The following is a 15,401-nucleotide window of genomic DNA, read 5'->3' as shown; positions in this document are numbered from 1 at the left end:
ATATCTGACCACGACACGATCAGATCCGCCTGCACATCACCATCACGTCGCATCGCCATCGTCGCTGACCGCCTTCTTTCCGTATCCAGGCTGAATCAGATCACACCGACTTCGTCAACGCGCTGTTGAGGCCCTGCTGCACCAGCAAGGCCAGCCCCTGCATCCCCTTGCGCATATCCGTGTGACCCATCGCAATCCACACACGGGCGCCGGAAGGGATCATCGCAACGCCTTCAAGGCCGATGCCACCAGCGCCGGTGATGCCGAGGCAAAGATGCTGATCCGCTTGCCGCGCGCCAGATCGATGACGATCGCGGGCTGGTGGCCGGAAGGAGCGACTTCGACATCCTCGACCATCACGGCCGCGGCGAAACCGGGAGCCGCCAAATCGTCCGGTTCGGGCTCGACGTCGGCATCGCGCAGCTTACGCCGCCACGTGTAGACGAGCGCGGTCGATACATCGCGCCGCCGTGCGACCTCGGCGACGCACGCCCCGGGCGCAAAGGCCTCGTTCAGGATCTCCAGCCGTTCCTCGTCGTTCCAGCGGCGCCGCCGCTCCGGCCCGGAAAACACCGTGATCTGACCCATCGATCGCTCCTAAGCGCACTCTTAAGAGCGGACTTAAGACCGCTCGCTCCCCTCATCGGCAAGGCGGGCCTCACCGGATGGGTACGGCGTAACCCCCGTTTCCTGCTTACTCCGAGGGCGGGCCAACTTCACCGCACGAACATACGGCCTAGTTTCGGCTGACTATGGTTTAAATGCCCGTGACTGAATCTTGTAGGGCACTATGTCGCGCTCTTGCGGGTTTACCGTGATTTCCTTGTCGCTGGGAGGAAAGGCGCGCTGATCGCAATCATCCCGCGTGCAAATTCGGCACGATTCACCGATGTGGGTTGGGGTGTCAGGATTCTGCAAATTTATGCCATCAGCATAGATGAAATCAGGTGCAAAATCGACCTCGCAGCCGAGCGCGACGGCATATCGTCGCGGCTGCTGAAGGAAGCTGTCGGTCTGCTTAACGATGCCTTTTGCAATCGAGACGTAGCGGACGCCATCAGGCATCTCTGAAAGTTGGACGTGGATCCTGTCAGGGACAGCGACTGCCTCGTGCACTACCCATAGGGGGCAGGCGCCTCCGAACCGGGCGAAACGGAGCCGCGTCGCCGAGTGGCGTTTAGTTATATTTCCCGCCATATCGACTCTGCAGAAATACATGGGAGTACCCCGCGCACCGGGACGCTGAAGCGTAGATAACCGATGACAAACCTGCTCGAAAGTTGAACCGAAAGTATGACGTAATCGGTCGATGTCATGCCTGGCGCTGCGTGCGGCAGAACGGAAGCGCCCGTACGGCATCAAGATCGACCCTGCCGCGTAGTTGCCCAAGCCGATTGTCAAAAGGTGCCGTGCAGTCTCCGACTTGAGGATCGCGTTCTGAGATATGTCGGCAATTTCTGCATTAAATGCGGTGCTGGCGATGTGCCACGATATGTGAAACCTCGCGCTCTCGTTTGTCTTTGCAGTGTTGATGGTAAGGGTGTCAGTTAGGTTGTCGTAGCGGCGGACGGGGCCATTGCCCGAAAATCGTAACGAAGTCCCCTGTCTTTCGAGCCATTGCACCATTTGCGTGGTCGATGGGCTATCGTGCGCATCGGAGATCGTTTCTGAAAAGGCCTCCGCTGCCCGGTCGAGGGTGTCGACGTAATTGTTGGTGTTGTGGAACCAATCCCTTACCTCCTCCCACGGCAGCCGTCCGCCGGCAGCGTTGTTCGCTCCAATAGCTTCATCAAGCATTTCAAGTCGCTGAATCGCCGTTCGATGATCACGGTTCAAGTGTATGAAGCGTTCAGCAAATTCAGGGAATTGCTCGACGATCTTTCTCACTTGCGCTGTCGTATGTCCGACAGGGCTTACTGATGAGTTGAGGGCCTCCTCAAAAGCATGGAGCAATTCAGCGGCCTGATCTGTTGGTATGTCCTGCCATTCGACTGGAAAATGGCGGCGAAGACTGTCGTTCAGCGTGGGAGTAAGGGCACGGTCGTCGCTTTCGACTTGTGAGAGATATGACGGACTGATGCCCAGCAAACTGGCTAGCTCCGATTGGCGAAGACCTCTGGCCTTGCGCAAATTGCGGATATTCGCCCCGGCAAAAATTCGGCGTTGTACCATGCGTACATTGATACTTTGCAAAGTCAGGGTTTGCAACTTTGCTGAATTGCATTGGACAACAGTGCCGCGTCGCAGCAATTGACGCTGCATATGCCGAGGCAAGAGGATTCAGATGTCCGCAAATATCGCCGAAATGGAGAAGCGCCGCTCCGCTGCAAAGCTGGGTGGTGGTCAGAAGCGCATCGACGCGCAGCACGCCAAGGGCAAGTTGACTGCGCGCGAACGCCTCGACGTGCTGCTCGACGAAGGCAGCTTCGAGGAGATGGACCTCTACGTCGAGCATGACTGCGTCGACTTCGGCATGCAGGACCAGAAGTTCCCCGGCGACGGCGTAGTTACCGGTTCGGGCACCATCAACGGTCGCCTCGTCTACGTGTTCAGCCAAGACTTCACCGTGTTCGGCGGCTCGCTCTCGGCCCGCCACGCGCAGAAGATCTGCAAGGTGATGGATGCGGCTCTGAAGGTCGGCGCGCCGGTCATCGGCCTCAACGATTCCGGCGGCGCGCGCATCCAGGAAGGCGTCGCCTCGCTCGGCGGCTATGCCGACGTGTTCCAGCGCAACGTGCTGGCATCGGGCGTGGTGCCGCAGCTTTCGCTCATCATGGGCCCCTGCGCGGGCGGCGCGGTCTATTCGCCGGCCATGACCGACTTCATCTTCATGGTGAAGGACAGCTCGTACATGTTCGTCACCGGTCCCGAAGTGGTGAAGACCGTCACCAACGAAGTGGTGACGCAGGAAGAACTGGGCGGCGCGATCACGCACTCCAGCAAGACCTCGGTGTCCGATCTGGCGCTGGAGAACGATATCGAGGCGCTGCTGGCGGCGCGCGATTTCTTCGATTTCCTGCCTTCGTCCAACCGCGACGACGTGCCCGAGCGCCCCAGCGCCGACGCCTGGGACCGCCTTGAGCCCAGCCTCGACACGATCATCCCGCCCAGCGCCAACCAGCCTTACGACATGCACGAAGTCATCCGTAAGACCGTGGACGAGGGCGAGTTCTTCGAACTGCAGCCGCAGCATGGCGGCAACATCATCATCGGCTTCGGCCGCATCGAAGGCCGCACGATCGGCGTGGTCGCCAACCAGCCGATGGTGCTGGCCGGCGTGCTGGACATCAACTCGTCGCGCAAGGCCGCGCGCTTCGTGCGCTTCTGCGATGCCTTCAACATCCCGATCGTGACGTTCGTGGACGTGCCCGGCTTCCTGCCCGGCACCGATCAGGAACACAACGGCATCATCAAGCACGGCGCCAAGCTGCTGTTCGCCTATGCCGAAGCCACCGTGCCCAAGATCACCGTCATCACCCGCAAGGCCTATGGCGGCGCCTACGACGTTATGAGTTCCAAGCACTTGCGCGGCGATCTCAACTACGCCTGGCCCACTGCGGAAATCGCGGTGATGGGCGCCAAGGGCGCGGTGGAGATCATCTTCCGCGGTCAGGACGCCGATGGCATCGCTGCCAAGACCAAGGAATACGAGGACCGCTTCGCCAACCCCTTCGTGGCGGCAAGCCGGGGCTACATCGACGAGGTCATCTATCCGCACTCGACCCGGCGCCGCATCGCGCTGGGCCTGCGCAAGCTGCGGAACAAGGAACTCGAGAATCCCTGGAAGAAGCACGACAACATCCCGCTGTGAGGTGGGATGAACCCGATGCTTGGCAGGTCATTGTCTTTAAAGGCATCGCGGCGTTTTCATGTGGAACCGGGTTCGAGGAGTACGTGAAGGGACTGTGCACATTCCGCTGCAGTTACTGAACGACGATGAATTGGAGCGAGGCGCGACGATGGTCGGGCTCGCTATAACGATGACTTTTTTGGCTGCTTTGGCGCGCTGGCCGGGCTGCTCTGGCGGAGAATAGGAACCGGATGATGGCTGACATTGAAGACATCTACATCGTCAGCGGCGTGCGCACGGCAGTCGGCGATTTCGGCGGTTCGCTGAAGTCGTTCATGCCTTCGGACCTCGGCGGCCTCGTCGCCACCGAGGCACTGTCGCGCGCCCGGATCGAGGCGGACGCGGTGGAGCATGTGGTCATCGGCCAGGTCATGCCCACCAGCGCGCGCGACCAGATGCTGGCCCGCGTGATCGGCATCAATGCCGGCATCCCGCTCGCCACCCCGGCGCTGACGCTGAACCGCCTGTGTGGCTCGGGCGTGCAGGCGATCATTTCCTCCGCGCAGATGATGCAGCTGGGCGAAGCTTCGGTGACGCTCGCGGGCGGCGCGGAAGTCATGTCGAACGTGCCCTATCATGACCACGGCGTGCGCTGGGGCAAGAAGATGGGCGCCAACACGCAGGAAGACGCGCTGGTGCTCGGCCTGTCGGACGCGATCGGCGGCTACCACATGGGCATCACCGCCGAGAACGTGGCCGAGCGTCACTGCATCACGCGCGACGAGATGGACGCGCTGGCCGTGACCAGCCACCAGCGCGCTGCCCGCGCCATCGCCGAAGGCCGCTTCAAGGACCAGATCTTTCCCGTCGAAGTGAAGACCCGCAAGGGCGTGACCGTGTTCGACACCGACGAACACGTGAAGGCCGACACCACTGTAGAAGTGCTGGGCAAGATGCGCCCGGCCTTCAAGAAGGACGGCACGGTCACGGCGGGCAATGCCAGCGGCATCAATGACGGCGCCGCCGCCGTGGTGCTCGCCACCGGTGCCGAGGTCGAGAAGCGCGGCCTCAAGCCGCTCGCGCGCATCGTCGCCTGGGGCCACGCGGGCGTCGAGCCGGAATACATGGGCGAAGGTCCGATCCAGGCGGTGCCGATCGCGCTGAAGCGCGCCGGGCTCAGCCTCGACCAGATGGACGTGATCGAGAGCAACGAGGCATTCGCCGCGCAGGCTGCCGCCGTCGCCAAGGTGCTCGGCTTCGATCCGGCGAAGGTCAATCCCAACGGTTCGGGCGTCTCGATCGGTCACCCCGTCGGTGCGACGGGAACCATGCTGACCATCAAGGCCATGTACGAGTTGAAGCGCATCGGCGGAAAGTACGGCCTCGTCACCATGTGCATTGGTGGCGGGCAGGGCATCGCCATGGTCATCGAGAACGTAGGATAACTGGCATGAAGCTCGGCCGCCTCAACCACATCGGCGTCGCCACGCCCAATCTCGACGCTTCCATCGCGTTCTACAGGGATGTGATGGGCGCTACCGACGTGACCGAGCCGTTCGTGCTCGAAAGTCAGCAGGTGCGCGTCTGCTTCGTCAACACGCCGGGCGAGGATGGCACTGCGGGCACGCAGATCGAGCTGCTCCAACCCACCTCGCCGGACTCGGCGGTGGGCAAGTGGCTGGAGAAGAACCCGCTCGGGGGCCAGCACCACATCTGCTACGAAGTGCCCGACATCATGGAAGCCAAGGCCTGGTTCGAGAAGCTGGGCAAGCGCGTCCTGGGCGAACCGCGCATCGGCGCGCATGGCACGCTGATCTTCTTCATCCACCCCAAGGACATGGGCGGGCAACTCACCGAGATCATGGAAACGCCCAAGGGCGCGCATTGAATTGACGTCGTCCCGGCCAAGGCCGGGACCGTGGGCTGTCTTTAGGCGCAGCCCAGCCGGGAGCATCCGCCTAAAGACAGCCCACGGTCCCGGATCAGGTCCGGGATGACGAGTGAAGGAACCGGGAAATGGCTGACATCAACGACTGGCAGGCAGCGGCGACCAAGGAGGTCAAGGGCAAGGACCTGACCTGGAACACGCCCGAAGGCATCGCGGTCAAGCCGCTCTACACCGCTGATGACGTGACCGTGGACCCCGGTCTGCCCGGCTTCGCGCCCTTCACGCGCGGCGTGCGCGCCTCGATGTATGCGGGCCGCCCCTGGACCATCCGCCAGTACGCGGGCTTCTCGACCGCCGAGGAATCGAACGCCTTCTACCGCCGCAACCTGGCGGCGGGCCAGAAGGGCCTGTCGGTCGCCTTCGACCTGGCGACCCACCGCGGTTATGACTCTGATCACCCGCGCGTGGTCGGCGACGTCGGCAAGGCGGGCGTGGCGATCGATTCTGTCGAGGACATGAAGATCCTGTTCGACGGCATCCCGCTCGACCAGATGTCGGTCTCGATGACCATGAATGGCGCGGTGATCCCGATCCTCGCCTTCTTCATCGTCGCCGGCGAGGAACAGGGCGTCGAGCGCAAGCTGCTCGACGGGACCATCCAGAACGACATCCTCAAGGAGTTCATGGTCCGCAACACCTACATCTACCCGCCCGAGCCGAGCATGCGGATCATCTCGGACATCTTCGGCTACACCAGCCGCGAGATGCCCAAGTTCAACTCGATCTCGATCTCCGGCTACCACATGCAGGAAGCCGGCGCGACGCAGGTGCAGGAACTGGCCTTCACCATCGCCGACGGCGCCGAATACGTGAAGTACGGCGTGGCCTCGGGCCTCGACATCGACAAGTTTGCGGGCCGCCTGTCGTTCTTCTTCGCGATCGGCATGAACTTCTTCATGGAAGTCGCCAAGCTGCGCGCCGCGCGCGTGCTGTGGCACCGCGTGATGACGAACCTCGGCGCCAAGGACGAACGTTCGAAGATGCTGCGCACGCACTGCCAGACCTCCGGCGTGTCGCTGCAGGAGCAGGACCCCTACAACAACGTCATCCGCACCACGATCGAGGCGATGGCCTCGATGCTGGGCGGCACCCAGTCGCTGCACACCAACGCTCTGGATGAGGCGATCGCGCTGCCGACCGACTTCTCGGCGCGCATTGCCCGCAACACCCAGATCATCATCCAGGAAGAGACCGGGATGACCAAGGTGGTCGATCCGCTCGGTGGCTCCTACTACATCGAGGCGCTGACCCAGCAGCTGGTCGACCAGGCCTGGGAGATCATCGAGCGCGTCGAGGCCGAAGGCGGCATGGCCAAGGCGGTTGCCGCCGGCTGGCCCAAGGCGATGATCGAGACCGCCGCCGCCGCCCGTCAGGCGCGCGTCGACCGTGGCGACGACGTGATTGTCGGCGTCAACAAGTATCGCCTCGCCAACGAGGACCTCTTGGAGACGCTCGAGGTCGACAACGCCAAGGTCCGCGAAGCGCAGATCGCCCGCATCAACAAGGTCAAGGCAGAGCGCGACGAGGCCGCCTGTCAGGCTGCGCTCAAGGCGCTGCGCGAAGGCGCCGCCGCGCCCGCCAGCATCGAGAACAACCTGCTCGCCCTCGCGGTCGATGCGGCGCGCGCCCGCGCCACGCTGGGCGAGATCAGCTCGGCCATGGAAGAGAGCTTCCAGCGCTACGGCACCCAGCCGACCCCGGTGAAGGGCGTCTATTCCGCCCCTTACGAGGGTGACAGCCGCTGGCAGCAGGTCGTCGACGGCGTTGCCGCGGTGGAGCGTCGTCTGGGCCGCAAGCCCAAGCTGCTCGTCGCCAAGATGGGCCAGGACGGCCACGATCGCGGCGCCAACATCATCGCCTCGGCCTTCGGCGACATGGGCTTCGAGGTCGTCTCCGGCCCGCTGTTCCAGACGCCTGAGGAAACCGTGGTGCTGGCCTTGCAGAACGAAGTCGACGTCGTGGGCGCCTCGTCGTTGGCCGCCGGTCACAAGACGCTGATCCCCGAACTGATCCAGCAGCTGCGCGATGCCGGGCGCAGCGACGTCAAGGTGATCGCAGGCGGGGTGATCCCGGCAAAGGACTACGAATACCTGCGCAATGCCGGCGTTCAGGGCATCTACGGCCCCGGCTCGAACGTGGTCGAATGCGCCGCGGACGTGCTGCGCCTGCTTGGCCACAACATGCCGCCTGCTGACTTTGAGCTGCGGGCAGCTGAGTGATGTATGTCGTGATTGTACTTCCTGGGGAGGGAGGGCGTGCGGCGGCGCCTTTGCTGGTGTCGCCGCCATTCCCGGCTACGCAAGACCTGATCCTAGGGAAAAATGATCTGGGTTGATCCGATGGACGAAATCAAGAGGAATACTCGCACCGACTGGACCCGCGAGGAAATCGCGGCGCTGTTCGGCCTGCCGTTCCCCGAGCTGGTCTTCCGCGCCGCCGAGGTCCACCGGGCCAGCCACAAGGCGGACGAGGTGCAGCTGTCGACGCTACTCTCGATCAAGACCGGCGGGTGCGTGGAGGATTGCGGCTACTGCTCGCAGTCGGTGTCCGCCAACAGCGGCGTCAAGGCGACCAAGCTGATGGAGGTCCAGCAGGTGCTGCAACGCGCGGCGCAGGCGGCGGATCAGGGTTCGACCCGCTTCTGCATGGGCGCCGCCTGGCGCAATCCCAAGGACCGCGACATGCCCGCCATCATCGAGATGGTGAAGGGCGTGCGCGCGATGGGCATGGAAACCTGCATGACGCTGGGCATGCTGACGCCTGAACAGGCCGACATGCTGAGCGACGCGGGCCTCGACTACTACAACCACAATATCGACACTTCGCCCGAACGCTACGATCAGGTCATCACCACGCGCACGATGGACGACCGCCTCGATACGTTGTCGAACGTGCGCATGGCGGGCATCAACGTGTGCTCGGGCGGCATCGTCGGCATGGGCGAGACGCGCGCAGACCGCGTCGGTTTCATCCACACGCTGGCTACGCTTCCGGATCACCCGCAGTCGGTGCCGGTCAACGCGCTGGTGCCGGTTAAGGGCACCGTCCTGGGCGACATGCTGGCCGACACGCCGCTCGCGAAGATCGACGATGTGGAGTTCGTGCGCACCGTGGCGGTCGCGCGCATCACCATGCCGGGCTCGATGGTGCGCCTCTCGGCGGGCCGCGAATCGATGTCGGAGATGACGCAGGCGATGTGCTTCCTGGCCGGCGCGAACTCGATCTTCACCGGCGACAAACTGCTGACCGCACCGAATGCGGGAGAGGACAGCGACCTTGCGATGTTCGCGCGCCTCGGGCTGAAACCGTTGGCCATCGAACTGACCCCGGCGCAAGTGGAAGCCCAGCGCATGCCCAAGGGCTGCGCGAAGCTGGAGGCTGCTGAGTAGTGCCGTTCGAGATAATCAGGCCAGGAGATGGCCGCCGAACTGGCGTTCGGGCGGATTGGGAGCGCTGGATGTTGAGCGCCGACGAACTCTACATGCGATTTTATGATCGTTTGGAGGGCGATTCTCCGTTTCTCTATCATGAGGTCGCCTCAGTAGGTTTTCTGGCTAGCTCTGCTGCAATGGCCGGCTATCTCCCGATGAACGAATATGACGTATTTAAAAAGGGAAAGCTCGACAAACGCTATAAAGAGCGCGGTCGAGCCGATCTCTGGTTTGACGCAGGTGACAGATGTTACTCATTTGAATTCAAGCGGACAAGAAGGCCCGTGACAATGGGATATCTTGAAGATCGATTGAATTCAGCGCTTGAAGACATAAACTGCATTTATTCAGAGGAATATCATTACGCTGCTGCCTGCTTGGTGACCGTTGCGACGGAACCAAAGCGGATCGCCGTGTGCCAAGATTTCGGTCGGTCCAGACTTGTAGACTTCGCTTACCAAATAGGACCCGTCGAAGAGCCAGCTTTCCTGTTCTTCCGTTTGAAAGTGTAGCCGATGTTCAAAAAAATCCTGATCGCAAACCGGGGCGAGATCGCCTGCCGCGTCATCAAGACGGCCCGTCGCATGGGCATCGCCACGGTCGCCGTCTACTCCGACGCTGACGCCCGCGCGCCGTTCGTGCAGATGGCGGATGAGGCAGTGCACATCGGCCCGGCGCCTGCCGCGCAGTCCTACCTGATTGCCGACAAGATCATCGCCGCCGCCAAGCAGACCGGAGCCGATGCGGTCCACCCCGGCTACGGTTTCCTCTCCGAGCGCACGTCCTTCGCCGAGGCGTTGGCTGCAGAGGGCATCGAGTTCATCGGCCCTCCGGTGAACGCGATCGCTGCGATGGGCGACAAGATCGAGTCCAAGAAGCTCGCCAAGGCGGCGGGCGTCAACGTCGTCCCCGGCTTCGTCGGCGAGATCGAGGATACCGAGCATGCGGTGCGCATCTCGGCCGAGATCGGCTACCCGGTGATGATGAAGGCCAGCGCGGGCGGCGGCGGCAAGGGCATGCGCCTCGCCTACAACGAAAACGACGTGCGCGAAGGCTTCGAGGCCACCAAGCGCGAGGGCCTGAACTCCTTCGGCGACGACCGCGTGTTCATCGAGAAGTTCATCCTCAACCCGCGCCACATCGAGATCCAGATCCTGGGCGACCAGCACGGCAACATCCTCTACCTCAACGAGCGCGAATGCTCGATCCAGCGCCGCCACCAGAAGGTCGTCGAGGAAGCGCCATCGCCCTTCGTGACGCCTGCCATGCGCAAGGCCATGGGCGAGCAGTGCGTCGCCCTGTCGCGCGCGGTGGGATACTACTCGGCGGGCACCGTGGAACTGATCGTCTCAGGCGCGGACCCGACGGGCGAGAGCTTCTACTTCCTTGAAATGAACACCCGCCTGCAGGTGGAGCACCCCGTCACCGAAGCGATCACCGGCGTCGACCTCGTCGAGCAGATGATCCGCGTCGCGGCCGGCGAGAAGCTGGAGATGACGCAGGACGATGTGAAGATCGACGGCTGGGCGATCGAAAACCGCGTCTACGCCGAAGACCCCTATCGCGGCTTCCTGCCCTCCACCGGCCGCCTCGTGCGCTACAACCCGCCGGTCGAAGGCTGGGCGGATGATGGCGTGGAGAACGGCCGCCGGGGCATCGATGGGATCCGCGTGGACGATGGCGTCTATGAAGGCGGTGAAGTCTCGATGTTCTACGATCCGATGATCGCCAAGCTCGTCACCTGGGGCGAAACGCGCGACGAGGCGGCGGACAAGCAGATCGCCGCGCTCGACGCTTTCGAGATCGAGGGGCTGGGCCACAACATCGATTTCGTATCTGCCATCATGCAGCACCCGCGCTTCCGTTCGGGCGAACTGACCACCGGGTTCATCGCCGAGGAATATCCCGAGGGCTTCCATGGCGCGCCCGCGTCGGATGCGCTGAAGGTGCAACTGGCCGCCGTCGCCGCCTTCGTCGCCACCGCGCGCGCCGATCGTTCGCGCCGGGTCGAAGGCCAGCTTGGCGGCCCGCTCGAACCTCCGGGCGAGTGGACCGTGACCATCGACGGCAGCACGTTTGCGGTCGAACTCGACGAAGACCTGCTGACGGTGGGCGGCGAGGAAGTCGATCTGGAGTTGGAATACACGCCGGGCGACCGTTTCGTGGATGCCGAGGTCGATGGCGAGGACGTGACGCTCAAGCTGGACATTACCCGCACCGGCTTCAGGATGACCACGCGCGGCGCGATCCACAAGGTGGACTGCCTGCCCGCACATATCGCGGGTTACACGCAGCACATGATCGAGAAGATTCCGCCGGACCTTTCGAAGTACCTGATCTGCCCGATGCCGGGCCTGCTCGTTTCGCTGAGCGTAGGCGAGGGCGACAAGGTCGAAGCAGGGCAACCGCTGGCCGTCATCGAGGCGATGAAGATGGAAAACATCCTGCGCGCCGAGAAGTCGGGCACGGTGAAGTCGGTCAACGCCAAGGCGGGGGAAAGCCTTGCGGTGGATGCGATTATCCTCGAAATGGAGTGACATGCGCCCTTGTGCGGCATGTGTATGCATTGGATCGAGACACTCTCGTCTGAGAGGTATCTCGATCCAACCATATTCGGGGGTCCGTTCCGGACGGCGGGGGTCTAGCGTGTCGGCTTGAGCCTAGCGGCGCTAACTCGATCGAAGCGATCTGATCATGCGTTCATAATTTCGCGGATTTCCGGATCGAATCCCATGAGAGAGAACCAGCGCCGATCAACGTCGGCTCGGTGGGTTGCCTGCTCGATCACAATTTGCCGAATATGCGAGTACGATTCTTCGTTACCATCGACCAGAAGCGCGACAAGCAGGCCGTCTAGGCCTTTCTGCAGAGAGGCGGTCTGCTGAAGGGCGGACTGCTTCAAGCTTTCCGCAAGCAGTTTCTCGGCTTCCGACGTCGCTGCTGCGGTCACAGACCCACCCTTTGCCAATTGAATGACCGAAGTCAGTAGGTCCCGGAAATCATCTGCTTCCTGCGTCTCGAAGTCAGGTGCGCTTGCATATTGTGCCAGTGTGATCTGCAGATGGCCAATAACCAGTTGGGTTTGTTCACGGGCAAGGCTTGCATCTGACGGAAGGGCCGGCAAAACAACGAAATTGAGGGCGCGGATGGCGCTTGTGAGGCGATCAGGCACGGAAGGATTCACTGCACTTCTCCCATCGACAGCAAGTTGGCGAGTTCAGCAAGGTGCATCGGACCAGTGGCTGCGAGGAAAGTAAGCAGCACGTCCTGGTGATTGTGCTGGGCATTAGCCGCGCGCATTCCCAGAACCGACACGAGAATGTAACTTTTCCAGTAGTTGAAGATCTTGAAGTAATGTAATTTATTTCGGTCGATGACGTTTCCGCTTACGGCTTCGTATGAGGTGATGAAATCTTCTTCACCTTCAAAAATATCGCTTGCGCGAAATACGCCATTTATCTTGGTTCCAAAAACTGGCGCAAGCAGCCATGCAAAATCTGCATGGTAGTCTCCGATGTACGACATCTCCCAGTCGAGTATCGCGGTAATGTTACCGGTATGTTCGTCGAAGAGATAATTACCGGTCCTGAAATCTCCATGAACGAATGCCACTTTGTCGCAATCTGGAATATTTGCCTCTAGATACTGGGTCGCCAGCCTGATTATCGGTTCATATGCGACCACATCCTGATTTAGGAGTTCCTTCCAGAAATTTATGAGCCAGCGAGTAGCCTGCTTCGGGTCTGCCAAGGGTGCGGCGAATGATGGAAGGTTGGCGTTGGCCCAGTCGAAATTATGGATTTTCGCGAGCATTTCCAGATATTGGGGACGGATGAGCTTGCGCAGTCGACCCCCCAAAACAGTACCAATTCCTGTGACGGACAGATCTATATCGCTGGGTTTAGTGGTCCCGCGCACCATCTCCATTATCATCGCGGGACGCGGAAAAATGCTGCCGTCCGCATCCATCCAGGCGGGCCGAGGAACCGGAACAATCCCTTCAAAGGCTTCCAAAACCTCGAATTCCCGCTTCCGACTTGTTTCCGTGATCGCCTCGAGCGGGTCCATCCTCAAAACGAAACGGTCAGCCTGGCCGCTGGTTTGCGTCAAGGTGAAGACAAATTGCTCCTTGGACGCACCGCCGCCCATCCGCGAGACACCGCTTATGGCCGCGCCCGGCAATTTATCGGCGAAAAAGGTGATCAGCAGGTCGCGAATGGCCCCGTCTTCCTGCGGAATGTAAGGAGGTAGGCTCCGCCGGCCTTTTCTGTTCTCCAGCATTTCGGCCAGATGCGGTTCGGTATCGATCACACAAGTATCCTCTCTCTTTCTCAGTCCAGAATGATCACATCGCAGACAGTCCACCGTCGATCGCCAGTTCGGCTCCGGTGATGAAAATCGCTTCCGGAGAGCAAAGATATACGGCCGCCCAAGCGACATCATCGGGTATACCCACGCGTCCGACAGGGATTTGTCTCGCCAGCTTGCCCAGCGTTTCCTCCCTTGTCCGTCCAGCCGTAAACTCATCCAACAGCGGGGTGTCGATGAAAGTGGGGTGGAGAGAATTGCAGGTTATGCCGTACCGCATCTTGGCGCAGTGAAGGGCTATCGACTTCGTGAGATGTCTGACGGCCGCCTTTGCCGAGTTGTAAGCAGCCATATTACCGGCAGCGACAATGCCCGAGATCGATGAGATGTTCAGGATCGCGCCGCCATGTGCCGTCGACGTGCGCACCATGAGCGGCAGAAAGGCTTTTACACCAAGGAACACGCTGTCGAGATCGACGGAATGCGTGCGATGCCAGTCCTCGAGCGAAAGATCCTCAACGGAACCTGGTATGCAAATACCTGCGTTGTTCACCAGGATGTCAAGTTTTCCAAAGCGATCGGATGCCGCAGTTACGGCCCGCTCCCAGCTCTTCGGGCATGTCACGTCAAGTTCCAAGGCAATCGCTGCATCGCCAATGGTGTTGGCGTGGGTCTGTGCTTTGGCCTGATCGAGGTCGCTTACGATCACCTGCGCACCTTCGGAGGCAAATCTCGTTGCTATTGCGGCGCCCAGGCCAGAAGCGGCGCCTGTAATTAACGCGGTCCTGCCGCTAAGTCTCGATGTCATATTAAAGTGGTCCCTATCAGGGGAGCCGAAACTGGCTCCCCTTGGCGACGATGTTCAGAATTTAACGCTTGCTTCTATCCCGAAAGTCCGCGGGGAACCTCGGTTGAAGTAGTCCAGATAGAATGCGTTCAGGTTCAGGCCGTACGTATAATAAAACTTGTTCGTCAGATTCTTGGCCCAAACCGCGATCGAATAATTCTTCGTCTCGTAGGACAGTCGGCCGTTTACGAGCCAGTAGCTCGGGTTGCCGCACGCCATCTCCGGTGTGGCCGAGAGGACCATCGAACCGCCTTTGGGTTGATCGCACGGGTCCTGGCCATAGTCCTTGAACGGGTCGAAATAGTATCGTCCCATGTATTGGGTGTCACCGCGAAGTACGATCTTTCCGTCGTTGGCTTGCGTCCGCAGCATCGTCCACTCGAAACCGGCCGAAAAGGTGGTGCGTGGGGCATTGGGGAACGGGTTGCCGTTGATGTTGATAGTTGTATTAGCCGGATCGGCTGGATCGATCGAGTTGCCCTTGTACTTGCTGTTCAACAAACCGAGTGCGGCATTCAGATGCAGATTGTCGAATGGCTCGGCCTGGAGTTCGGCCTCAGCCCCGAATACCCTTCCGTTGGCGCTGCGCAGGAACGAGGTCGCACCGATGATCTGGGCGATCTGCTGCTTCCCATAGTCGTAGTAGAATGCCGCGAGATTCAACTGGACGCGCCGATCGAAAAAGCGTGTCTTGAGGCCTCCTTCGTAGGCATTCACCTTCTCGGGATCGACAAAGTAGACTTGGCTGATGTCCTGATAGGCGAGGCCGTTGAATGTGCCCGAGCGGTATCCTCGGCTATAGCTGGCATATGCGAGAATATCCGGTGCAATCTTGTAATCGAGGACCAGTCGGCCCGTCAGCGCTCCTTTGGAATTGCTCTGGTTCACTGCGGGGAGGGATGCATCGTATGGATTGCTAAACGGCACCAGGCTGGCCTGCGGCGTCACCCCGTTAACAGCCCGCTGCCGAAGTCGATTTTTCGGGACGGCGCTCAGCCCGGCCCCGCAGACATGATGATCAGCAGCACGCCGGCTTCGGCTGCGACTTGGCCGACGAGGGCGAAGATCAGCGCGTTT

The 15,401-nt window shown here is 61.1% G+C and carries 14 protein-coding genes; 7 read left to right on the top strand and 7 right to left on the bottom strand.

The features are described 5' to 3' along the window. Positions 1-100: 100 nt before the first annotated feature. The 3 genes from tnpB to GR702_RS21185 form a co-directional block, all read right to left on the bottom strand. Entirely contained in the window at positions 101-223 is a 123-nt protein-coding gene (gene tnpB, locus GR702_RS21195) for an IS66 family insertion sequence element accessory protein TnpB (RefSeq protein WP_160987531.1), read from the bottom strand. Continuing rightward, a complete protein-coding gene (gene tnpA, locus GR702_RS21190) occupies positions 220-588 on the bottom strand; it encodes an IS66-like element accessory protein TnpA (protein WP_160987530.1) in 369 nt (122 codons plus the stop codon). Before tnpA ends, tnpB begins: the two co-directional genes overlap by 4 nt. A gap of 162 nt (positions 589-750) precedes the next feature. After that, complete coding sequence (locus GR702_RS21185; protein ID WP_337192669.1) at positions 751-2,250, bottom strand: helix-turn-helix domain-containing protein; 1,500 nt, start codon at positions 2,248-2,250, stop codon at positions 751-753. A 34-nt stretch (positions 2,251-2,284) separates the two neighbouring features. Between GR702_RS21185 and GR702_RS21180 the strand changes: the two genes are divergently transcribed. From GR702_RS21180 to GR702_RS21150, 7 genes are all read left to right on the top strand, one after another. After that, positions 2,285-3,811: an acyl-CoA carboxylase subunit beta gene (locus tag GR702_RS21180; RefSeq protein WP_160987529.1), complete on the top strand. Its 1,527-nt coding sequence runs from the start codon at positions 2,285-2,287 to the stop codon at positions 3,809-3,811. A gap of 242 nt (positions 3,812-4,053) precedes the next feature. Continuing rightward, complete coding sequence (bktB, locus tag GR702_RS21175; RefSeq protein WP_160987534.1) at positions 4,054-5,235, top strand: beta-ketothiolase BktB; 1,182 nt, start codon at positions 4,054-4,056, stop codon at positions 5,233-5,235. Between the two features lie 5 nt (positions 5,236-5,240). Further along, positions 5,241-5,678, top strand: a complete 438-nt coding sequence (mce, locus tag GR702_RS21170; protein ID WP_160987528.1) for a methylmalonyl-CoA epimerase — start codon at positions 5,241-5,243, stop codon at positions 5,676-5,678. A 128-nt stretch (positions 5,679-5,806) separates the two neighbouring features. Next, positions 5,807-7,957, top strand: coding sequence for a methylmalonyl-CoA mutase (scpA, locus tag GR702_RS21165; RefSeq protein ID WP_160987527.1), 2,151 nt, complete (start codon positions 5,807-5,809; stop codon positions 7,955-7,957). A gap of 102 nt (positions 7,958-8,059) precedes the next feature. Further along, positions 8,060-9,127 (top strand): biotin synthase BioB, encoded by a 1,068-nt coding sequence (bioB, locus tag GR702_RS21160; protein ID WP_237449862.1) that lies wholly within the window; start codon positions 8,060-8,062, stop codon positions 9,125-9,127. A 68-nt stretch (positions 9,128-9,195) separates the two neighbouring features. Continuing rightward, entirely contained in the window at positions 9,196-9,681 is a 486-nt protein-coding gene (locus tag GR702_RS21155) for a hypothetical protein (RefSeq protein ID WP_160987526.1), read from the top strand. A 3-nt stretch (positions 9,682-9,684) separates the two neighbouring features. Then, positions 9,685-11,706: an acetyl-CoA carboxylase biotin carboxylase subunit gene (locus GR702_RS21150; RefSeq protein ID WP_160987525.1), complete on the top strand. Its 2,022-nt coding sequence runs from the start codon at positions 9,685-9,687 to the stop codon at positions 11,704-11,706. A gap of 155 nt (positions 11,707-11,861) precedes the next feature. Here the strand turns inward: GR702_RS21150 and GR702_RS21145 are convergent, their stop codons facing one another. The 4 genes from GR702_RS21145 to GR702_RS21130 form a co-directional block, all read right to left on the bottom strand. Continuing rightward, the gene (locus GR702_RS21145; protein WP_337192668.1) at positions 11,862-12,341 is read right to left on the bottom strand and encodes a hypothetical protein; all 480 of its coding nucleotides are present in this window, start codon (positions 12,339-12,341) and stop codon (positions 11,862-11,864) included. Positions 12,342-12,349: 8 nt separating this feature from the next. Next, positions 12,350-13,480 carry a phosphotransferase gene (locus GR702_RS21140; RefSeq protein WP_160987524.1) on the bottom strand — a complete coding sequence of 377 codons (1,131 nt, stop codon included), beginning with the start codon at positions 13,478-13,480 and terminating at the stop codon, positions 12,350-12,352. Between the two features lie 34 nt (positions 13,481-13,514). After that, a complete protein-coding gene (locus GR702_RS21135) occupies positions 13,515-14,285 on the bottom strand; it encodes a glucose 1-dehydrogenase (RefSeq protein ID WP_160987523.1) in 771 nt (256 codons plus the stop codon). A 54-nt stretch (positions 14,286-14,339) separates the two neighbouring features. Then, on the bottom strand, positions 14,340-15,401 hold a 1,062-nt coding region (locus tag GR702_RS21130), incomplete at its 5' end, for a TonB-dependent receptor domain-containing protein (RefSeq protein WP_237449861.1).

Source organism: Novosphingobium silvae, assembly GCF_009856825.1.
Taxonomy (GTDB): Bacteria; Pseudomonadota; Alphaproteobacteria; order Sphingomonadales; family Sphingomonadaceae; genus Novosphingobium; species Novosphingobium silvae.
This window is presented reverse-complemented; position numbering and strand designations above follow the sequence as displayed.